Origin of the sequence: Streptomyces sp. NPDC057099 (assembly GCF_042671245.1) — a bacterium.
In the GTDB taxonomy this organism is placed as follows: Bacteria; Actinomycetota; Actinomycetes; order Streptomycetales; family Streptomycetaceae; genus Streptomyces; species Streptomyces purpurascens.
In genome coordinates this window covers 477,919-500,458 of record NZ_JBHUTX010000003.1, presented here as the reverse complement: position 1 = coordinate 500,458, position 22,540 = coordinate 477,919, and the positions used below count along the sequence as shown (strand labels likewise).

The window sequence follows — 22,540 nt, the reverse complement described above, 5'->3', positions numbered from 1 at the left end:
ATGCGCCTGGTCGCGGCCGACATGGAGGACGCCGACGCCTTCGCCGGGTTCGGGCTGCCCGGCGCGCCCGGCACCGAGGAGTTCTGGGCCGCGGCGGGGGCGCCCGCCGCGAAACCCGCCGAGGACGGTGGTTGGGTGACCTTGTTCCTGTGGCGCGGGTCGGAGGCGAGGGTCGGGTTCGAGAGCTGGTCGGAGCCGGTTCCCCTGCGGCGCTGGGCCGACTCGGACTGCTGGTACGCCGAGGTGCGCATGCCCGAGCGGCTGCGGGTGACCTATCAGTTCCTGGTGGACGACGCGGCGTACGCCGACCCGCTCAACCCGGCCGGTGCGGGCGGTGACCGGTCCATCGCGGCGACGCCGGACGCCCCGGAGCAGCCGCACTGGCCGGTCGTCGGCGCCGACGAGGTGCTGCCCCTGCCGCGTACGCGGATCCGCTGGGCCAGTGAACGGCTCGGGGGGCGGCGGACCGTGCGGGTCCATCCGGTGGGCGGCGGCGGTCCTGTGGTGCTGCTGCTCGACGGGGACGACTGGCTGTATCTGCACCCGGCCATGACCGCGTTCGGCTCGGCCGTGGCCGCGGGTGAGTTGCCGCCGGTCACGCTGGTCTTTCTGCCGGCCAAGGACCGGGTCGAGGAGTTCACGTGCCGGGCCGAGTTGTGGGAGGCGGTGCGGGACGAACTGCTGCCGCTGGTGGCGGAGTCGGGTGTGCCGGCCGATCTTGACCGGTTGGTGGTTGCGGGGCAGAGCCTCAGCGGGCTGAGCGCGGTGTACGCGGCGCTGGAGTTTCCCGGGCTGGTGTCGCGGGTCGCTTGTCAGTCGGGGTCGTTCTGGTGGCAGCCGGGTGCGATGGGGGCGGCTGATCCGTTGGGGGGTGCGGTCGGGGGTGTGATCGCTGAGCGGTTGCGGGAACAGCCTGATCTGTCGGGGCTGCGGGTTGCGTTCGATGTCGGGGAGCATGAGACGCGGATGTTGCCGCACTGTGAGCTGGTCGAGGCCTTGGTTGAGCAGGGTGGTGCGAGTGTGCGGGTTTCGCGGGCGGCTTCCGGGCATGACCGGGCAGGGTGGCGGCATGCATTGGTCAGGGACGTGGGCTGGGCCCTCGGTGAATAGTCGTCTGCGGGCCGTTGGGGGCTGAGCGCGCCCACGCGGCGGAGCCGCAAATCGACACAGCCCCGCGCCCCTAAGAAGCCCCCCGGGCCCCCTCAGAAGGTCACCGTGCGACCGCCAGGCAGTATGCCTCGTCGTTGGCCAATAGATTGCGGTGGGTGTCCTCCGCCGTGACCACGCCCTCGTCCAGGACCAGCACCCGGTCGGCCGCGTCCAGGAAGGCCGGGCTGCTGGTGATGACCACCGTCGTGCGGCCCCGGCGCAGCTTCGCCACGTTGCGGGCGACGAGTTGTTCGGTGACCGCGTCGACCGCCGTCGTCGGGTCGTGCAGGACGAGGACGTCCGTGTCGGCCGCCAGCGCTCGGGCCAGGGACAGGCGTTGGCGCTGGCCTCCGGAGAGGTTCGCGCCCCGGTCGCGGACGGCGTAGTCGAGGCCTTCGCGGTGCAGGGCGACGACGTCGGTCAGCATGGACGCCTCGACGGCCTCGGGGACCGAGCGGCTGGTGCCCGAGGGGTCGATGTTGGTTCGCAGGGTGCCGGCGAAGATCTCCCCGTCGTACGGGTTCACGAGGAGGTGCTCGCGGACCGCCTCGACCGACAGGTCCGCCAGCTCCTGCCCGCCGATCCGGACGGCTCCCTCGTAGGTGTCGGGCGGGACGTTCGCGGCCAGGACGGCCGCCAGGTCGGCCGCGGCGCGCGGCTGGTAGGCGGCGATGGCGACGAACTCGCCGGCCGCCACCCGGAATCTCACCTTGTTCAGGGAGCCGTGGCGGACGTGGTCGATCTCCAGGTCCGCGCCCGGGGCCGGTCGCCCGGACCCCGGCGTCGTGACCGGCGGCGCCGACAGCACCAGCGCCATCCGCTCGGCCGACGCCCGCGCGATCATCACGTACTTGGGCATCTCCGAGAACAGCTTGAGCGGTTCCATGATGAACTGCGCCAGGCCCACGGCCATGACGAGTTCACCGATGGTGATCCGGCCGTCGAAGGCCAGCCAGCCCGCCATCAGGGTCACGGCCCCGGCCAGGACCGCGTTGAGGGCCAGTGCGGTGCCCGCGTACACGCCGTTCACCTTGGCGACGACGACCGACTGGTGCCTCGCCTCGGTACTGACCTTCCGGTAGGAGCCGAAGGCCGCGTGGTTGCCGCCGAATCCGTGCAGCGGGCGCAGGCCGGTGATCAGGTCGGCAACCTTCGCGCCGGCCCGCGCCACCCGGGCCTGCTGTTCCTGGGTGCTGCTGCCGATCCGCCGGGACATCACGCTGAGGATCGACAGGATCGCGACGGTGCCCACGATCACGAGCAGGCCGAGCCGGATGTCGGCCAGGCCCAGCGCGACGGCCGCGACGATCACCGCGACCATCGAGCTGATGAGCATCGGCACCACTTCGACGATGTCGGCGGTCTGGTCGGCGTCCTCGGTGGCGATGGTCAGGACCTCGCCGGACTTGAGGTCGACGTCCCTGGCCACCGGTTGCAGGCCGCAGGCCGCGACCTTCACTCGCCAGCGGTGGGCCTCGGTCGTGTTGGCCTTCTGCAGGATCCGCATGCCGAACCGCCACGACAGCGACACCGTCGTGATGATCACGGCCAGCGCGGCGATCGACAGGGCGAGCGCGTCGAGGCTCCGGCCGTCCTGCATCGTGTGCTCGACGATCAGGCCGAGCGCGATGGGGAAGGCCGTCTCGCCGGCCTGGTACAGGCCCATGAGGACGGTGCCCCAGGCCATGGCGCCGAGGTTGCGGCGCAGGGCCGTGCGGAGGATGGCGGCCCCGGGGCGGGGGCGCTGCGTGTCAGTTGTCATCGAGGTGGCGGGCAATCGCTTCGGGGGTTCGCAGGGTGAACAGGTCTCGGATGGTGATCACTGGACCGTACTCGCGGCGGAGCAGGCCGATCAGCCGTACCGCCAGCATGGAGTGTCCTCCGAGGGACACGAAGTCGCTCACCGCGCTCACCTCGTCGTCGTCCAGGTCCAGTGCTTCGGCGAAGTACTCGCACACCACGGTCTCGGTCTCGGTCTCCGGGCCCCGCTCCCCCACCGTGGTCAGCGCGCCGAGCGGCTTGGCCTCGGGCAGCGCCTTGGTGTCAGCCTTCCCGTTCACCGTCAGCGGGATGCTGTCGACCTGGGCGTAGTGCGTCGGCCGCAGGAAGTCCGGCAGTCCGGCGCCCACGTCGGCGGCGACCGCCGCGAGGTCGGCGCCGTCCAGCACGAGGTAGGCGGCCAGCCGGTAGGCGCCGTCGACCTGTGGGTCGGGCTGGGCGACGGCGGCGACGAACCGGACCGCCGGGTGCGCGGCGAACACGGCCTCGACCTCGCCGAGTTCGACGCGGTGGCCCCGGATCTTGACCTGCTGGTCGGTGCGGCCCAGGTACATCAGGTTGCCGTCGGGCCGGCGGATCACCAGGTCACCGGTGCGGTACATGCGCTCGCCGGGCTCGCCGAACGGGCAGGCGACGAAGCGGTGCGCGCTCTGGGCGGGCTGCCCCAGATAGCCGCGCGCGATGCCGATGCCCGACACGTACAGCTCGCCGGGCACCCCGTCGGGCAGTGGCCGCAGCCACGGGTCCAGGACATACACGTCCGTGTTGTCGATGGCGACGCCCACCACCGGGTCCTCGCACTCGAAGGTGCCGACGCCCAGGGTGTTGATGGTGTACTCGGTGGGTCCGTACAGGTTGTAGCCGACCGTGCCCTCGGTCTCCGCGAGCCGCTGCCACAGCGTCGGGGTGACGGCCTCGCCGCCCAGCAGTACCAGCGCCGGCCGGCGGTCCGGGTTGTCCAGCAGGCCCTCGGCCACCAGCTGCTGCGCGTAGGTCGGGGTCACGTTGATGACGTCGATCCCGTGCTCCAGGCAGTACTCCACCAGCGCGGGCGCGTCGCGGCGCAACTCCTCGTCGCAGATGTGCACCTCATGGCCGTCGGCGAGCCACAGCAGCTCCTCCCACGACATGTCGAACGCGAACGACACGGTGTGCGCGATCCGGAAGATCCGGTGGCCGTGCTCCGCCAGCACCGGCTCGAAGATCCGGCGCTGATGGTTGATCAGCATGTTGGTGAGCCCGGCGTACTCGGTCACCACGCCCTTGGGCTTTCCGGTCGAACCGGAGGTGTAGATCGTGTACGCGGGGTGCCGCAGCCGGTCCGGGTCGTCCGGCGCGAACGTCACGTACGGCTCGGTCTCGGGAAGGGGCCGGTCCAGTTCGATGAGGTCGCCGGTCAGCCGGGGCGAGACGGCGCTCACGGTGAGGATCACGTCCGGGCGGGCGTCGTCGACGATCGCGGCGATCCGCTCGTCCGGGTGGTCCAGCTCCAGCGGTACGTACGCGGCGCCGACCCGCAGCACGGCGAACAGCGCCGCGATCCAGTCGAGGGAGCGCGGGATCGCGAGACCCACGGTCGTCTCGGGGCCGATGCCGCGCGCCGCGAGCACTCCCGCGACCGCGCGGCTGCGGTCCCGGAGTTCGGCGAACGTCATCGTCGCGCCGTGGGCGACGAGCGCCACCCGCTGCGGATCGCGGTCCGCGGCCTGGTCGAACCGGTCGACGACCGTGTCCGTGCCGACGTCCGTACGCTCGTCCCGCACGGGCTCGGGACCGAGCCCCCGCAGCGCGCCCACCGGCCCGGTCGACCGGGCGAGGTCTTCGAGCACGCTCAGGTAGTCGTCGAGCAGGCGGCGGGCGTTGCCGTCGTCGCCGTCGCGGTACTCCAGCTTGACCGTGAGCCGGTCGCCGGGGGTGACGACCCAGGTGAACGGGTAGTGCGTGGAGTCGTCGGCCTTCACCGAGGTGATGCCGTGCCGGGCGTTCATCTCGGCGAACGCGTCCATGTCCAGGAAGTTCTGCAGCACGAACAGGTTGTCGAACAGGGTGTCGTGCCCGCTGGCCCGCTGGATCTCGCCGAGCCCCAGGTGCTCGTGCTCCATCGCCTCGACCCGAGCCGTCTGTACGTCCGACAGGTACTCCCGGACCGACTCGTCCGGCCGGGCCCGCGTCCACGTGGGCACGGTGTTGAGCAGTACGCCGACGATGCCGTCCAGGCCCTCGCCGTCGCGGCCGGAGACGGTCACGCCGAACACCGCGTCGCCGCGGCCGGTGTGCGCGCCGAGCAGCAGGCCGAACGCGCCGGTCAGTACCGAGTTCAGCGTGACGCCGTGCACCCTGGCCGCGTCCCGCAGCAGCTCCGACCGCTCGGCGGACAGCGTGTGCACGAGCGCGCTCGGCAGGTCGTCCGAGAGCGTCGGCGCCGGTCCGGCGAGCAGCGTCGGGCCGGGGAGACCGGCCAGGTGATCCGCCCAGAAGCGTTCCGATACGGCGGGGTCCTTGGCGTCGAGCGCCCGGGCGTACTCCTCGAAGCTCGGTGTGGCCGGCGTCGGGTCGAGCGGCTCGCCCGCGAGGACGGCGCGGTAGGCGTCGAACAGGTCCCGCAGGACGATCTCGCGGGACCAGCCGTCCCACAGCAGCAGGTGGTAGCTGAGCAGCAGTCCGTCGCGGTCGTCGGGCAGTCGTACGACGGTCAGCCGGATCAGCGGCGGCTCGCCCGGGTCGAACCCGGTGTCGCGGTCCCGGGCGCGCAGGGCGTCGGCCTCCGCGTCCGTCGACAGGGCGACCGTACGGACGTCCACCCGCCGGCCGGCCTTGAGGACCTGGACGGGATTCCCGTCGTCGTCCGTGCCGAAGCCGGCGCCCACGACCGGGTGCCGTGCGATCACGTACGCCATCGCCTCGGCCAGCGCGTCGGTGTCCAGGCGCCGGTCGAAGGTGAACCAGCTCTGCGCGACGTAGTGTCCGGCCGTGCCCGCCATCTGGGCCTGGAAGAACAGGCCGCGCTGGAGCGGGGTGACCGGTGCGGTGCGCTCGGCCGTCGTGGCGGCGTCGGCGATCTGCTCCAGCGCACCGCGCCAGTGCTCGGTGATCGCGTCGGGTATGCCCTCGGCGAGGGTGAACTCGGCGAGCAGACTGCCGGTCGCCTCGTCGGTCCAGGCATTGACCTCGACGGCGTACGGGCTGCCCTGGTCACCTGCGGTGAGGTGCAGCGCCTGGGACTCGCTGCCCCGGCCGAGGTAGTTGAACAGCACCTGCGGGCGGGCGGTGAGCAGCGGGGCCGTCTGCGGGTCGAGGTACCTGAGCTGCCCGTAGGCGACATGCGCACGCTCGTCCGGCTGCCGTTCGGCGACCTCGCGGGCCGCGGCGACCGGGTCGGTGTGCGCGGTGAGCCGTACGGGAGCGATGGCGGTGAACCAGCCGACCGTACGGGTGTAGTCGTGCTGTTCGAGGACCGGGACCCGGCCGTGCCGCTCCAGTTCGATCGCGAGATCGGTGGGCGACGGCTGGACGCGGGTCAGCGCGGTGCGCAGCGCGCCGCACAGCAGCTCGGTCAGTCCGACGCCGAGGGCGGCGGGTGCGGTGCGGGTGAGGCGGTCGCTCACGTCGGGGGCGAGCACGACCGTGGTATCGCGCAGTCCGCCGACCGTGGGCAGCAGTTCGGGCGCCTGGAGCGTGGTGGTCCAGTGGCCGAGGTCGTCGAGCGCGTGGGTGGAGTGGAGCGTCAGTGCGTCGGCGTACTCGGCGTAGGACGTGGTCGGCGGGGCCAGGGGCTCCCCGCGGAGGGCCGTGGTCAGGTCGTCCAGCAGGATCAGCCAGGACACCGAGTCGACGGCGAGGTGGTGCACCGTGACCACGAGGGTGCGGGTGGCTTCCAGCCAGGCGAAGGCGATGACGTGTCCGGACTCGGGGTCGAGCTGTGCGGCGGCGTCGTTCGCCACGGCCGTGGCGTCGGTGGTGTTCGGGCGTACGACGGTGACCTCGTGGGCCGGTTCGGTGCGCAGGGCCCATACGCCGTGGGCGGTGCGGAGGTGCAGTCGCAGGGTGGGGTGGGCGGCGACCAGGGCGTTCGCGGCGCGCCGGACGTCGGCGAGCCCTGTGCCCTCGGGGGCCTGGAGTGTCCTGGCCTGGGCGAATCGGGTGAGGGAGCCGCCGAGTTCACGTTGGCGCAGGATGATCGGGGTGAGGGTCAGAGGGCCGTCCTCGCGGTGGGTGGAGGCGGTCTGGGGTGGGGCCGTTCCCAAGTGCGCGGCGAGGGCACGTGGTGTCTTGAGCAGGAACACGTCCTTCGGCGCGATGTGCAGGCCGAGCGTCCGAGCCCTGTTCACGACCGTGATGGCGATGATGCTGTCGCCTCCGGCGTGGAAGAAGTCGGTGTCGGCGGCTATTTCCGAGCCGGGCAGTGTCTGGGTGAAGATCTCGATGAGGGTGGTGACTGCTGAGTTCTTGTCTGCGGGTGCGTTGGGGCTGGTCGCGCAGTTCCCCGCGCCCCTAAGGGACATAGCCGCACGCTCGGTCAAGATCTTTCGGTCCAGCTTGCCGTTGACCGTCAGCGGCAGGGCGTCGGTCGTGAGGACCTGGCCCGGGACCATGTGCACGGGCAGCTTCTCGGCCAGCAAGGCGCTGAGATCGGCGGGCACACTGCCCACCACGTGCGCGACCAGATAGTCACCACTGTCCGCCACCGTGACGGCCACGTCCACCACACCGTCGAGTTCTCGTACGGCGGACTCCACCTCGCCCAGCTCGATGCGGAAGCCCTTGAGCTGTACCTGGTCGTCGGCACGGCCGGTGAACTGCAGTTCGCCGTCGAGGGTGCGGACGGCGAGGTCGCCCGTGTGGTACATGCGGGAGCCGTCGTCAGCGAAGGGGTTCGCGACGAAGCGGCCGGCGGTGAGGCCGGGCCTGCCGAGGTAGCCGAGCGACACCTGGTCGCCGGCGACGTAGATGGCACCGACCTTGCCGGGCGGCACCGGGCGGAGCCGGTCGTCGAGGAGGTAGGTGACCAGGCCGGGGATCGGGCCGCCGATCGGGCTGACCTCGTCGCCGGGGCCGAAGTCCTCGTCGGTGAGGACCCGGTGGGTGACGTGGACGGTCGTCTCGGTGATGCCGTACATGTTGACCAGCTCGGGCGTACCCGTGCCGTGCCGCTCGACCCAGCCGCGCAGGCGTCCGAGGTCCAGGGCCTCGCCGCCGAAGATGATCCGGCGCAGTGCGGGCAGCGGCTCGGCGGCGAGCCGGTCGGCCTCGATGAACTGGTAGAACGCCGACGGGGTCTGGTTGAGCACGGTCACCCCGCGCTCGCGGACGAGCCGGTGGAAGTCGACCGGGGAGCGCGTCAGGCCGTACTCGGGCACCAGCAGCTCACCGCCGTACGCCAGCGCGCCCCACAGCTCCCAGACGGCGAAGTCGAAGGAGAAGGAGTGGAACTGGACCCACACGTCCCGCGGGCCGAAGTCCATGTCGGGCTGGGTGTTGGCGAGGAGCGTGACCACGCTGGAGTGCGGGACGGCGACGCCCTTGGGCCTGCCGGTCGAGCCGGACGTGTAGATGACGTAGGCCGGGTTGTGCCAGTTCACCTCGGACTCGGTGGCGGCGTCACCGACCGGCAGCTCCTCGCCCTGGACGAGTACCCGGGCCGGTACGTCCGCCCTGGCCAGCAGCTGGGTGAAGCGGTCGCGCTGCTCGCGGTCCACCAGGACGACCTGGGGTGCGGCGTCGGCGAGGATGTACTCCAGCCGGTCGTCCGGGTAGGCGAGGTCGAGCGGGACGTAGGCGCCGCCGGCGCTGACGATCGCGACCAGGGCCACGACCTGTTCCAGGGAGCGCGGGACGGCGACTGCGACCCGCTTGCCGGGGCCGACCCCGGCCGCGCGCAGGGCGGAGGCCAACTCGTTCTTGGTGACGGCCAGTTCGCCGTAGGTCAGGGAGCGGGTGCCGCCGTCGAGGCCGCACTGGGTGACGGCGGTGGCGGCGGGGTCGCGGCGCGCGGCGGTGTCGAACAGGTCGCCCAGCGTCGTCGGGGTGATGGGGGCGGGACGGCGCTCGATCCCGGGTGCCAGGTCAGTGACCAGGGCGTCCGGCCGGGTGAGCAGGCCCGTGAGGGTGTGGGTGAACGTGTGCAGGATCGACTGCGCGGTCGTCTCCCGCAGCAGTTCGCCGTCGTAGATCAGGTTGAAGCACGGCCGTCCGTCGAGCGCACGCTCGACCACCAGCGTGAGCGGGTAGTGCGGTGCGCCCTCGTTGACGAGGTCGGAGACGACCAGGGTGTCGTCGGGTCGGCGCAGGGCGGTGACGTCGGTGGCCACGTCGAAGACCACGAGGGTGTCGAAGAGGGATCCGGCGCCGGCCTGGCGGCCGATCCTCGCCAGGGAGACGTGCTGGTGCGGCAGGACCGCGCTCTGGTGCTCCCGTACCGAGGCGAGCAGGTCACCGGAGGTGGTGTCGTCGGCCCAACGGGCGCGTACGGGGATGGTGTTGATGAACAGACCCACCATGTCCCCGATGCCGGGCACCTCGGCGTCACGGCCGGAGACCGTGGAGCCGAACACCACGTCGCTGCCGTGCAGGATGCCGCCGAGCGTCACGGCCCAGGCGCTGTGCACGGCCACGCTCAGCGGCACGCCGGCCTCGCGGACGGCGGCGTCGAGGTCGCCCTCGGGCTCCACGGCGGTGTCGGCGAAGCGGTCGGAGGGGGTGTGGTCCTCCGCGACCAGTGAAGGGCCGGGCAGGTCGGCGAGTTCGGCGTGCCAGACGCGGTCGCTCTCGTCGTCGTCGCGTCCGGCGAGCCAGTGCACGTAGTCGGCGAAGCCGCCGATCGGGTAGACGGTCCCCGGGGCGTGGTACTCGGCCAGGAGTGCGCGCAGCATCGGTGGCACGGACCAGCCGTCGGCGATGATGTGGTGCACGGTCTGGACCAGGACGTTCCGGCCGGATCCGGCGCGGACGAGTGTGTACCGCATCAGCGGGCCGGTGGCCAGGTCGAAGCCTTCGCGGCGGTCCCGCTCGGCGAGGTCGCGTATCTCCTCGTCGGTGATGCCGGGGCGGTCGAGTGTGGTGAAGGGGGCCTCGACGCCGCTCTCCAGGACGGAGACCACGCGGCCGTCGGCGAGGGCGGTGAACCGGGCGGCCAGGTTCGGGAAGAGGGCGAGCAGCCGGGTGGCCGCCGCCACGAGCCGGTCGGCGTCCACCTCGCCGTCCAGGGTCAGGAGTTGCTGCTCGACGTAGGCGCCCGCGGAGTCGTCGTCGAAGACGGAGTGGAAGTACAGGCCCTCCTGCAGCGGGGTCAGCGGCAGGACGTCCCGCAGCTCCGGGCCGTCGAGGGCGTCGACGTCGGTCTGGGTGAGGGGCACCAGGGGGAAGTCGCTGGGCGTGTGGCCGCCCTGGTCGAGTGCGGCGAGTCCGGCCAGGGCCACCCGGTAGTAGTCGCCGATGGCGGTGATGTCCGCGTCGGTGAACATGCCGTCGGGCCAGGAGATGGTGGTGACCAGCTCGTAGTCGCCGGTGGAGGCGGCGGGTTCGGCGATCGCGTTGAACTCCAGGGCGCGCGGCAGGCGCATCTCCGGGTCGCGCTTCTCGCCCAGCTGGCCGGTGGTGCCCGCGAGCTGCCAGTCGCCGGGGGCGCCCGCGGCGAAGCGGCCCAGGTAGTTGAAGAGGACCTGGGGTGCGGGGGCGTCGAACTCGCTGCCGGTGAGGTAGCGCAGGGCGCCGTAGGAGACGCCGTTGTCCGGGACCCGGGCGAGGTCTTCCTTGACGGCCTTGAGGGCGGCGGTCAGATACGCGGGGGTGGTGAGGTCGGCCGCCGTGCCGGGGTCGACGGTCACCGGGAAGAGGGTGGTGAACCAGCCGACGGTCCGGGACAGTTCCGGTTCGAAGCCGGCGGAGCCCGCGACGAACTGCCCTTCGCGGCCGTGGCCTTCGAGTTCGATGTGGGCGAACGTCTGGTCCTGGCCGAGGTCGCGGCGCCGACGGGCGAGGGCGACGGAGAGCGCGGTCAGCAGGACGTCGTTGACGCCCGCGTGGAACTTCGCCGGGATCTCGCCGAGCAGGGCGGCCGTGATCTCGGGGCCGACCGAGACGGTCCGCAGCCGCTCGTGCGCGACGGTGTCGGTCTCGGACAGGGCGCGCCTGCCGATCAGCTGGTCCTCGCCCGGCAGGGGGCGCCGGTAGTAGGCGCTGTCCGCATCGAACGCGGCGCGTTCCAGCAGCTGGGTCCAGCGCCGGAAGGACGTGCCGACCGGGGGCAGCTCGATCGGCGTGCCCGAGGTGAACTGCCGCCAGGCGGTGGCCAGGTCCTCCATCAGGACCCGCCAGGACACGCCGTCGATCACCACGTGGTGGGCGACCAGGACCAGTTGCCGCGCCTCACGGCGCCAGACGGCGCGCAGCATCGCGCCGGCGTCCGGGTCCAGTCCCCCGGTGGCGAGCGCGGCGCACTCCTCGACCGGCAGATCGCTCTCCTGCCAGGTCACGAACGCCCCGTCCGCCTCCGGGATGTCGAAGCTCCAGTCCTCGCCGCGCACCAGCTTGGCGCGCAGCATGTCGTGGTGCCGGACGAGGGCCGAGAGGGTCTCGTCGAGAGCGCCTGCGGTCAGGTCCGCCGGGGTGTTGAGCACGACGGACTGGACGAAGCCGTCGACGGCGTCCGTGGTCTCGCCGAGCCACTGCACGATGGGCGATCCCACGACGGTTCCGGTGGCGACGTCGGCGTGGTCCGTGGTGGAGACGTCCTCACGGCTCGCGACCGCCGCGAGGGCGCCCACGGTGCTGTGGGTGAAGATCTGCCGGGCCGTGACGTGAAGGCCCTCGTCGCGCAGGGCGCTCAGCAGGGAGATCGCCAGGATGCTGTCGCCGCCGAGCTGGAAGAAGTCCTGGTCGACACCGACCTCTTCGAGCCGCAGCACCTGCGCGACCGCGGCGCACACCGCGCGCTCGTCGTCGGTGGTGGGACGGACGAGGGAGCCCGTGTCGATCGTGGGCTCGGGCAGGGCGTTGCGGTCGAGCTTGCCGTTGGCGGTGAGCGGGAACTCCTCCATCACGACGAGGTGGGTCGGCACCATGTACTCGACCATGTGCTCGGTCGCCCAGGCCTTGACCTCGTCCGCCCGGAGGTCCTCGCCGCCGGCGGCCGGGATGACGTAGCCGACCAGGTACGTGCCGCCCGCCGAGTTCTTCTTGGCGACGACGCAGGTGTGCCGGACCCGGGGGTGTTCGGCGAGACCGGCCTCGACGTCCTCTATCTCCAGCCGCATGCCGCGGATCTTGATCTGGTTGTCGGCGCGGCCGAGGAAGTCCAGGGAGCCGTCCGGGGCGAAGCGCGCGAGGTCGCCGGTGCGGTAGAGGCGGGAGCCGTTGGCGGCGAAGGGGTTGGCCACGAAGCGGGAGGCGGTCAGGCCGGGGGCGCCCACGTATCCGCGGCCCAGGAGGAAGCCGCCCACGTAGAGTTCGCCGCCGACGCCGACCGGGACGGGGCGCAGTTCCTCGTCCAGGACGTACAGCTGGGTGTTGGGGTTGGCCTTGCCGATCGACGTCGACAGGCGTTCGGCCGCGCCCCGGTAGATGACGTGCGAGACGCCGATGGTCGTCTCGGCGGGGCCGTAGCCGTGGTACATGGGGATGTCGAGCTTGGTGCGGAACCGCTCGTACAGCTCGGGGGTGAGCACCTCGCCGCCGCACCACACGTGCCGCAGGCTGTCCAGGCGGCCGGTGTCGCCGGCCATCTCCAGGAGCACGTCCAGCATGGACGACACCAGGTAGGTGAAGGTGACGCGCTGTTCGGCGATGACGCTCAGCAGATGGTGCGGGTCGCGTTCGCCGCCGGTGCGCAGGACCACCAGCCTGCCGCCGGAGACAAGGGGCAGGAAGATCTCGTTGATGGATATGTCGAAGGACAGCGGCGCCTTGAACAGCGACGCGTCGTCGTGGCCGAAGCCCAGGATCTCGTTGACCTGCCACAGCAGGCGCTCGCTGATCGCTTCGTGCCGGATCATCGCGCCCTTGGGCCGCCCGGTCGAACCGGACGTGAAGATGACATACGCCAGGGCGTCGCCGAGGACGGTGACGCCGGTGCCCTCGGCGGGGTAGGAGGCGTACCCCCAGTCGCCGAGGTCGACGGCCACGGCCTCCGGTTCGGCCGGGTCGTGTTCGCCCGAGGCGTTGAGCTGCAGGACGACCCGGGCGTCCTCGATGACGACGGCCCGGCGCGCGGCGGGCCACTGCGGGTCGAGCGGCACGAACGCGCATCCGGCCTGGAGCGCGGCCAGCAGCCCGATCACCATGTCGGCGGAGCGGGCCAGGGAGATACCCACGACCTGTTCGTGGCCCAGTCCGCGTGCGATGAGGTGGTGGGCCAGCTGGCTGGAGAGCTCGGCTGCCTGACGGTAGGTCAGCGAGCGGTGCTCGTCGACGACGGCGACGGCGTCCGGTCTGGCCAGCGCCTGCTCCCGGAACATCTCGACGATGGTCGGGCGGACCCGGTCGGCCTGGTTGTCGTTCCACTCGGCCAGGGTCCGCAGCCGGGCCGCGACGCTGGACGGGCCGATGGTGCCGAGGGGCCGGTCCGGGAAGTCGGCCAGGTCGTCCAGCGCGAGCTGCGCGTCGGCCGGCGCGACACCGTCCGGGACGGTGATGCTCCGGCCGTCCGGGCTCACGTCCCAACCACCGGGCGCCGTCCCGCCGTTGTCGACCCATCCGAGGACGTCGGCGAAGAGCGTGCCGGGCGCGAGGTCGATACCGTCGGGGCTCTGCCCCGTCGCCCAGTACGACAGACCGATGGCGCACGCTTCGGCGATGGTCCTGTCCGGGTAGTCACCTGTGCGCCGGCGGACATCTGCCAGGCGGGCGGGGGAAAGCAGTGCGACACGAGCGCGCGGTTCCATCATCGAAGACTCAGCGTCCCTTCCAGAATGTGGAGTTAGGCTAACCTAAATAAGGGTTGCCTAACTACCCTCTCGCCAGGCCCGCCACAGTCGTGCGTACCTGCCGCCCAGAGCCACGAGCTCCTCGTGCGTGCCCTGTTCCACGACGCGTCCCGCGTCCAGCACGGCGATCCGGTCGGCGGCCATCGCCTGGGTCAGCCGGTGCGCCACGAACAGCGTCGTCCGGCCCGCGCAGGCGGCCAGTACGGCCCGCTCCAGCTCGGCGGCGCCCTCGCTGCCGGCCTCCGCGGTCGACTCGTCGAGCACCACCACCGGCGCCCGGCCCAGCACCAGCCGGGCCAGCGCGATCTGGGCGACCTTGGTGACGTCCAGGCGCTCACCGCCCTCGCCGACCGAGGTGTTCAGCCCCTCGGGCAGCGCGTCGACCCAGCCGTCGGCGCCCACGGTGCGCAGGGCGTCCGTCAGTTCGGCGTCGGTCGCCTCCGGCGCGGCCAGCCGCAGATCCTCGGCGAGCGGACCTGAGAACACATGTGTCTCCTGCGTCAGGATGCTCACCAGGGCCCGCGCTCCGGCCTCGTCCAGGTCGGCGAGATCGGTCGGCCCGACCCGCACGGACCCGGCCTCCGGGGTCCCTATGCCGGCGATCAGCGCGGCCAGGGTCGTCTTGCCCGCGCCCGTCGCCCCGACCAGGGCGAGCGAACCACCGGCGGGAATGGTCAGGTCGACGTCCCGCAGCACCGGATCCTCCGAGCCGGGATATCGGAACGTCAGCCCCCGCACCGCCACCGGGTAGGAACCGGCCTCGGCCGCCGGGACGGACTCGTCGCCCACCAGGCGCTCTTCGGCGGCCTCCCCCAGCACCCCGACCAGACGGGTCAGGCTCGCGCCCGACTTCTGCGCCTCGTCGAAGGTGAACATGATGGCGCCCAGCGGGGTGAACAGCCGGTGGAACAGCAGCGGAGCCGCCGACACCTCGCCGAGGCTGGCGGCGTCGGCCTCCAGCAGGGCGTATCCCACGACGAGGATCAGGACGAGACCGATGAACTCGGCGCGGTTCTCCCGGCCGACGAACCGGCCGAAGAACCGGAAGACCTCGATGCCGAGGTCACGCACCCGCCACGACTCGCTGGTGACCTTCTCGCGGAAGGCGCTCTCGAGGCGATACGCGCGGACCGTGTCGATGCCGTTCAGACCGCTGATGAACGCCTGCGCCCGGTCGGCCTGGGCCACCCGCTGTTTCCGGTAGAGCGGGGCGGAGCGGGGCAGATACCAGCGCAGGGCCAGGGCGTACGCGGGCAGTGCGCCGGCGCCGGCCAGGCCGAGCCGCCAGTCGAGACCGAACATGCCGAGGGTCGCGATGACGACCAGCACGCCCGCCGAGAACACGGTGGGCACGGCCGTGCGGATGCCCTTGGACAGCACGGCCACATCGTCACCGACCCGGGAGAGCACGTCTCCCCGGCCGACCTGCTCGATCCGGGCGCTCGGCATCCCGAGCACCGCCCGGACGGCGCCTTCGCGCAGCCGGGCGAGCAGATCCGCGCCCAGCCGTCCGATCAGGTAGGTCGAGACCGCGGTGGCCGCCGCGCCGAGCAGCGCGGCGGCACCGATCAACACCCCGATGGTGACCAGGATCGATCGTTCCTCGCCCCCGACGACCCCGTCGACCACGCGGCCGAGCAGGAGCACCGGGAGCACCTGGAGCGCCGCCCCCGCGACCGTGGTGAGCACGGTGGCGGCCGTCAGCCAGGGCATCTCACGGCAGTGCGCCGTGACCCATCGGGTGGCTTCGCGGCCGGTCGTCGTGCGCAGGGTCGCCGGGGCGGCATGCGTTTCGGTGGTGCTCACTTACTGATCGACCGACTTGACGAGCTCGTCGATCGCGTACGGCATGGACAGCAGGGTGCCCTGGGAGATGGCCGCGCCGACCGCGGGTCCCTCACTGTCGAGCAGGTACGACACGTTGCCCTTCTTCACGGCGTCCAGGTTGGCGAAGAGCTTGAACTTCTTCAGCGCCTCGGTGTCGGCCTTGTCGTTGATGACGAAGATGTGGTCGACGTCGACGAGGTCGACGCGCTCCGGCGAGAGCGTGGTGTAGAAGCTGCCGCCCGCGATCTTGTCGATCTCGGTCTGGTACTTGTAGCCGATGCCCGTGACGAGTCGTCCGCGCACGTCGGTGGAGGTGAACGGCGCCACCGAGTCCTTGTACCAGGACAGCGCGACGGCGGTTTCCTTCCCGAGCTCGGGGTGGGCCTTCTTGGCGGCGTCGAGCTGGCCCTGGATGTCCTGGACCATCTTCTCGCCCTCCTTGGCCTTGCCGAGGGCCTTGGCGATGTGGAGCGCGTTGTCCTGCCAGGGGGCGCTGAAGGGCTCCTTCTCGGCCTTGGTGCGCGCCACCGTCGGGGCGATCTTGGACAGCTTGTCGTAGGCGGCCTTGTCGATCTCGGAGTAGACCGCGACGATCAGGTCCGGGCGCAGGGCGGCGATCTTCTCGTAGTTGGGGCCGGAGTCGCCGTTCTTCATGACGACCTCGGGCTTGGTGTCGCCCCACTTGTCCTTCACCCAGGGCCACTGGGTGTTGATGTCAGGGCTCTTGCCCGGGGGGTTCGGGTACTGGTCGACCATGCCGACGGGCTTGATGCCGAAGGCCAGGATGGTCTGGTCGTCGGTGTAGCCGACGGAGACGACCCGCTGGGGCGCCTTGTCGACCGTCGTGGATCCGAAGGCATGCTCCACGGTCACCGGGAAGGCGCCGGCGGACGCGGCCTGCGTGCCGTCGTTCTGCTGGTCCGTCTTGTCCGCCGAGTCGGAACCGCATCCCGCGAGGAGACCGACGCCGAGGGTGGCGGCGGTCAGTATCGCCGCCATGCGCCGCCAGGGCCTTCTGAGCGTCGTTCGATGGAGGAGCATCCAAAACCCCTTGCTTTCGCGCTAGTTCGCTGCACCCTCGCCTAAGGGCAGGCAAACCTTACCCTGGGTGAGTGAGGTTAGCCTAGCCTTACCTCTCCGTCTTTATCGGGATGTGTCCAACTGGACGTGTGTGCGACCGATCGGCACGATGAGCGGCCGGTCCCCCACCGGGTCGTCGATGACCTGTGCGCGCAGTCCGAACGCCTCGTGCAGCAGCTCGGCGGTGATCACGTCGCGCGGGTGGCCCTGCGCCAGGATCGACCCCTCCCTCATCACCACGAGGTTGTCGCTGTAGCGCGTGGCCAGGTTGAGGTCGTGCAGCACCATGACGACGGTGCAGCCCGACTCGTGCAGGTCGTCCACCAGGTCCAGGACGTCGATGGCGTGCGCCAGGTCCAGATAGGTCGTCGGCTCGTCCAGCAGCAGCAGATCGGTGCCCTGAGCCAGCGTCATGGAGATCCAGACGCGCTGGCGCTGCCCGCCGGACAGCGCGTCGACCGGGCGGTCCGCCAGGTCGGACACGCCCGTCATGGCGAGTGCGCGGTCCACCACCTCGGCGTCGTCCGAGGACCACTGCCGCAGCCAGCTCTGGTGCGGATGGCGGCCCCTGGCGACCAGGTCGGCCACCGTCAGCCCCTCGGGCGCGACCGGCGCCTGCGGCAGCAGGCCGAGCTTCTTCGCCACGTCCCGGGTCCGGAGCCGGCCGATGTCCTCGCCGTCCAGGACGACGGTTCCCCCGGTCGGCTTGAGCAGCCGCGACAGCGTCTTCAACAGGGTCGACTTGCCGCAGCCGTTGGGGCCGATGATCGTGGTGACCACCCCTGGCGGTATCGCCACGTCGAGTTCGTCGATGACGACCCGGCCGCCGTACCCGACCGTGACGCCCTCGGCTGCCAGCCGCGAGGCATCGTCGATCCCGGCCTTCGTCCGGTTGATGGACTGTGCGACCACAAGCCCCCCTTACTTAGGTATGCCTGACTCTTGTACACCTATCTGAGGTTCGCCCGCACCAGCAGATAGACGAGGAAGGGGCCGCCGATCGCGGCGGTGACCACACCGACCGGGAGCGAGACCGGCAGCGCCGTGCGCGCGACCAGGTCCGAGCCGATCAGCAGCAACGAGCCCACCAGACCCGAGGCCGCCATCGGCGGTGTCGGGCACCTCGCCAGACGCATCGCCACCTGCGGTGCCACCAGCGCGACGAAGGGGACCGGGCCCGCCGCGCTCACCGCCACACCGGCCAGCAGTACGGCACACAGCAGCAGGACCGCCCGTACCGCCGCGTACCGGACGCCCAGGCCGGCGGCGACCTCGTCGCCGAAGTGCATCGGCCTGAACTGGAACGCCACGAAGGACACCACGACGAGAAGGACGACGGAGCACCACAGAGCCACCCACACCTCGCTCCACTCGCGGTCCTCCAGCGAACCGACGAGCCACGCCTGGGCCTTGGCCACGTCCCTGATGTCGGCCGTGACGAGCAGCCAGGTCGTGATCGCCTCCATCACGGCGCTCACCGAGATGCCGATGAGGATGAGCCGGAAGCCGTCGACCCCGCGCCGCCAGGCCAGGAAGTACACCAGCAGGCCGGTGCCGAGCCCGCCGGCGAGCGCCGCCGCGGACAGGCCCACGGAGTCCACGACCGCGGCCGCGGTTCCGCCCGACACGGTCACGGCGAACACCGCGACGGCGCTGGCGCCCGGGATGATGCCCAGAACGTCCGGGCTGGCCAGGGGATTGCGGGCGATGGACTGGGTGAGCGCCCCGGACACCCCCAGCGCGATGCCCACGACGAGCCCCGCCAGGGCACGCGGCATCCGCAGGTCCATGATCACGAACTGGTCGACCTGCTCGCCCCGCCCGAGGATCGTCGCGATCACCCGCGACAGGCTGATGGGGAAGTCCCCCACGCCGATGGACAGACAGAACACCAGGAAGGTCGCCGTCGCCAGCAGCAGCGTCACGCACAGGATCCAGGGCCGCCAGAAGAACGACACCCGGCCGAGCCGTACGCCCGGCAGCACCGACGGCTTCACATCTGTCACGTTCATGCTTTCCTGAACTTTCCGCGCCAGACCAGAACCGCGAAGAACGGGGCGCCGAGGAGCGCCACCAGGACACCCGCGTCCAACTCGCCCGGCCGCACCACCAGTCGGCCCACGATGTCGCAGACCAGCAGGACGACGGCCCCGAGCAGACCGGCGTAGGGCACCAGCCAGCGGTAGTCCGGCCCGGTCAGATACCGGGCCACGTGGGCGACCATGAGACCGAGGAACGCGATGGGTCCGCAGGCCGCCGTCGCCGCGCCGGCCAGCAGGGTGATGGACGCGATGCCGACGGTCCGGCTCAGCGCGATGTTCACGCCCAGGCCGCGCGCCACGTCGTCACCCAGGTTCAGCAGATTGAGGGAGGGCAGCGTGGTCAGGGCCAGCACGAGACCGGCCGCGATGAAGGCGCTGACCGGCCAGATGACGTCGAATCCGACCCCGTTCAGGGAGCCCGAGTTCCAGAACCGCAGGGCGTTCAGGGCCTGCTGGTCCGAGAGCGCGACCGCCGTGGTCATCGCCGCCAGGAACACCGTGACCCCTTGTCCGGCCAGGGCGAGCGTCAGCGGGTTGCCCGCCCCCCGGCCGATGCTCGCCAGCCCGAACACGACGACACCGGCGATGCCCGCCCCCAGGAAGGCGAACCAGACGTACTGGAACGGGTTGCCGAACCCGAACACGGAGATCGCCACCACGACGGCGAACGAGGCTCCGGAGTTCACGCCCAGCAGCCCCGTGTCGGCGATCGGGTTGCGCGTGTACCCCTGGATCAACGCCCCGCCGACCCCGAGGGCGATGCCCGCCACGACCCCGAGAACCGTCCGGGGCACCCGCACGGTCTGCACGATGAGCCGGATCTCGGTGAGCCGCTGGTCGGACTCCGGGGCGGCGAACAGTCCGTGCCACACGTCGGCGGGACTCAACGCGCGTGCGCCGACGGCCAGCGACAGCACCGTGGCGATCACCAGGAGCGCCACGAGGGTGCCCAAACCCACGACCCGCCGCCGACGGGCCTTCGACGAGCCCCTGGGCGCGGGGCGCTCAACTGCAGCAGTCGTGCCCATGTCGACGTACGTTATCCCTTGTGCGGTCGGCGACTTGATCCGGCGCAGCGGAGCGCCTAGCGGGCCGGGCTGCCGGTGTCGTCGGCGAGCGTCCGGGCGTCCTCGGCGGCGGGTCCGGAGCCCCGGCCGAGGAGCGAGTCGAGTATGTCGCCCACCCTGATGGCCGTGTTGGAGAGCAGGGACGACGTGATGCCGTGCGTGTGCTCGGTGCCGCCCTGCAGGTAGATGCCGCAGCGCAGGTCGGGGTCGGTCGCGATGCGGTAGTCGCGCTCGACGCGCACGCGGCCCTGGTCGTCGCGGGCGCAGCGACCCGCGACCTCGCCGAGCAGGCCGGTGGGGTCGGCCTGGCTGTAGCCGGTGGCGAAGACCACGACGTCCGCGTCCAGGTCGGTCTCCTCGCCGGTGACGAGGGACGTCACGGTGGCCCGGGCGCCGGCCTGCGTCTCCTTGACGCCGGTGAGCCTGGAGACGTTGATGAAGCGCAGGCGCTCGGTGCCCAGGACCTTCTCCCGGTACGACTCCCGGTAGAGGTCGTCGATGAGGTCGATGTCCACCACGGAGTAGTTGGTGTTGCCGTGGTAGTCCATCAGCCGGCGCTTGACGTCCTCGGGCGCCGAGAAGTACTCGTCGACCGCCTGGGGGTCGAAGATCCGGTTGGCGAAGGCGCTGTCGTCGGCGGGGCTGTAGCCGTAGCGGGAGAAGACCGCGCAGACCTCGGCCTCGGGGAAGCGCCGGTGCAGGTAGGCGACGTTCTCGGCGGCGCTCTGTCCGGCGCCCACGACGACGAACCGGGAGGGTGACGTGCCCTCCAACTCGTCGACCTTCGCCAGCAGTTCGGAGTTGTGCCAGACGCGGTCGCCGCGCTCCACGCCCTCGGGCATGAGGGGGCGCAGCCCGGTGCCGATGACGAGGTTGCGGGCCCGGTGGACCTCGAGCCCCTCCCCCGACCGGACGGTCACGTCGAGGTACTCCACGACGCCGTCACGGGTCACGGGCGCGACGCCGACGACCTCGTGGCCGTAGGACACCATGTCGTCGACCTGGGCCGCGGCCCACTCGAAGTAGTCGTGGAACTCCACGCGCAGCGGGAAGAGGTTCTTGTGGTTGATGAAGTCGATCAGCCGGCCCTTGCTCTGCAGGTAGCAGAGGAAGCTGTACTCGCTCGACGGGTTGCGCAGCGTCACCAGGTCCTTGAGGAAGGAGACCTGCATGGTGGCGTCGTCGATGAGCATGCCGCGGTGCCAGCCGAAGCGGGGCTGCTGCTCGAAGAAGTGAGCGGTGACTGCCTCCTGCCTGCCGACGCGCGCGTTGTGCTCGCGGAGCGCGATAGCCATGGCCACATTGGACGGTCCGAAGCCGATGCCAATGAGGTCGTGGACCGGTTGTGCGTCACCAGGAAGAACCTGCGACATGTCACTCCCATCGTGCGGGGCAGCCGCGTGTCAGGTGTGGAGGGAACGAAAGGCGGGCATGCCAACGAAGCGGCATGCCACGGAACTTAGGTGAGCCTAAGCTAAACCGGCGAAGGTGTCGACTGGACAAAACGGACGCCCACCGGGCGGGGTTCCACAACTGGGGCATCATGGGCCCCCGTTGCGGACTAAGGTAAGCCTTGCTTTACTTACCTCGGCCAAACCCTTGCTCTGAGGAGGAACCCCATGCGGGTCGTCATGTTCGGTTACCAGACCTGGGGGCATCGCACCCTGCAAGCCCTCCTGGAGTCCGAGCACGACGTCGTGCTGGTCGTGACGCACCCCAAGAGCGAGCACGCGTACGAGAAGATCTGGAGCGACTCGGTCGCCGACCTCGCCGAGGAGCACGGCGTCCCCGTGCTGATCCGCAACCGCCCGGACGACGACGAGCTGTTCGAGCGCCTCAAGGCGGCCGACGCGGACATCATCGTCGCCAACAACTGGCGGACGTGGATCCCCCCGCGCATCTTCGACCTGCCGCGCCACGGCACGCTGAACGTGCACGACTCGCTGCTGCCGAAGTACGCCGGCTTCTCCCCGCTGATCTGGGCCCTCATCAACGGCGAGCCCGAGGTGGGCGTCACGGCGCACATGATGAACGACGAGCTCGACGCCGGTGACATCGTCCGGCAGGAGGCGGTGGCGGTCGGTCCGACGGACACCGCCACCGACCTCTTCCACAAGACCGTCGACCTCATCGCCCCGGTCACCATCGGCGCGCTCGGCCTCATCGCCTCCGGGCAGACCGAGTTCACCAAGCAGGACCGCTCCCAGGCGTCCTTCTTCCACAAGCGCGCCGACGAGGACAGCCGCATCGACTGGAGCTGGCCTGCGGCGGACCTGGAGCGCCTGGTCCGCGCCCAGTCCGAGCCGTACCCCAGCGCCTACACCTTCCACCGCGGCAAGCGGCTCGACATCCTGGCCGCGTTCGTGTCCGAGGGCCGCTACGGCGGCACCCCCGGCCGTATCTTCTACCGCGAGGGCGACGGCGTGGTGATCGTCGCCGGCGCCGACGCCCGCAACGGCCGCAACCAGGGCCTCGCCATCACCCGCGTACGCACCGAGGACGGCCGGGAACTGCCCGCCGCCGAGTACTTCACCTCCATGGGCGGCTACCTCACCAACCGCCCCTGACGTGTCGGCCCCGGTACGGTCCCGGGGCCGGCCGCACATCGCCGCCGCACGGACTCCGGTCCGCGCGGCGGCGATCGCGTACCGGCGGGGTACACGGTCCGAGTCCGGCT

10 protein-coding genes are annotated in these 22,540 nt (G+C 71.1%); 2 read left to right on the top strand and 8 right to left on the bottom strand.

The genetic code is table 11. The features are described 5' to 3' along the window. Complete coding sequence (locus ACFT4A_RS06820; RefSeq protein WP_382826596.1) at positions 1-1,110, top strand: alpha/beta hydrolase-fold protein; 1,110 nt, start codon at positions 1-3, stop codon at positions 1,108-1,110. A 100-nt stretch (positions 1,111-1,210) separates the two neighbouring features. On the opposite strand, the gene ACFT4A_RS06815 is transcribed toward ACFT4A_RS06820, so the two are convergent. The 8 genes from ACFT4A_RS06815 to ACFT4A_RS06780 all read right to left on the bottom strand — a co-directional run bounded on the left by ACFT4A_RS06815 (position 1,211) and on the right by ACFT4A_RS06780 (position 21,236). After that, positions 1,211-2,911, bottom strand: a complete 1,701-nt coding sequence (locus ACFT4A_RS06815) for an ABC transporter ATP-binding protein (RefSeq protein WP_382826594.1) — start codon at positions 2,909-2,911, stop codon at positions 1,211-1,213. Further along, the gene (locus ACFT4A_RS06810) at positions 2,901-13,808 is read right to left on the bottom strand and encodes an amino acid adenylation domain-containing protein (protein ID WP_382826592.1); all 10,908 of its coding nucleotides are present in this window, start codon (positions 13,806-13,808) and stop codon (positions 2,901-2,903) included. The genes ACFT4A_RS06815 and ACFT4A_RS06810 overlap by 11 nt, the downstream gene beginning before the upstream one ends. Positions 13,809-13,865: 57 nt before the next feature. Continuing rightward, positions 13,866-15,653, bottom strand: coding sequence for an ABC transporter ATP-binding protein (locus ACFT4A_RS06805; RefSeq protein WP_382826590.1), 1,788 nt, complete (start codon positions 15,651-15,653; stop codon positions 13,866-13,868). After that, on the bottom strand, positions 15,654-16,715 hold the full coding sequence (locus ACFT4A_RS06800) for an iron-siderophore ABC transporter substrate-binding protein (protein WP_382826589.1): 1,062 nt from the start codon (positions 16,713-16,715) through the stop codon (positions 15,654-15,656). A 102-nt stretch (positions 16,716-16,817) separates the two neighbouring features. Then, on the bottom strand, positions 16,818-17,666 hold the full coding sequence (locus ACFT4A_RS06795; RefSeq protein WP_382826587.1) for an ABC transporter ATP-binding protein: 849 nt from the start codon (positions 17,664-17,666) through the stop codon (positions 16,818-16,820). 38 nt (positions 17,667-17,704) lie between these two features. Continuing rightward, positions 17,705-18,766 carry a FecCD family ABC transporter permease gene (locus tag ACFT4A_RS06790; RefSeq protein ID WP_382826585.1) on the bottom strand — a complete coding sequence of 354 codons (1,062 nt, stop codon included), beginning with the start codon at positions 18,764-18,766 and terminating at the stop codon, positions 17,705-17,707. Next, positions 18,763-19,824, bottom strand: coding sequence for a FecCD family ABC transporter permease (locus tag ACFT4A_RS06785; protein WP_382826583.1), 1,062 nt, complete (start codon positions 19,822-19,824; stop codon positions 18,763-18,765). Before ACFT4A_RS06785 ends, ACFT4A_RS06790 begins: the two co-directional genes overlap by 4 nt. A gap of 56 nt (positions 19,825-19,880) precedes the next feature. Beyond that, the gene (locus ACFT4A_RS06780) at positions 19,881-21,236 is read right to left on the bottom strand and encodes a lysine N(6)-hydroxylase/L-ornithine N(5)-oxygenase family protein (RefSeq protein ID WP_382826581.1); all 1,356 of its coding nucleotides are present in this window, start codon (positions 21,234-21,236) and stop codon (positions 19,881-19,883) included. A 246-nt stretch (positions 21,237-21,482) separates the two neighbouring features. On the opposite strand from ACFT4A_RS06780, the gene ACFT4A_RS06775 reads away from it, so the two are divergent. Further along, positions 21,483-22,430, top strand: coding sequence for a methionyl-tRNA formyltransferase (locus tag ACFT4A_RS06775; RefSeq protein ID WP_382826579.1), 948 nt, complete (start codon positions 21,483-21,485; stop codon positions 22,428-22,430). The last annotated feature ends 110 nt before the right edge of the window (positions 22,431-22,540 follow it).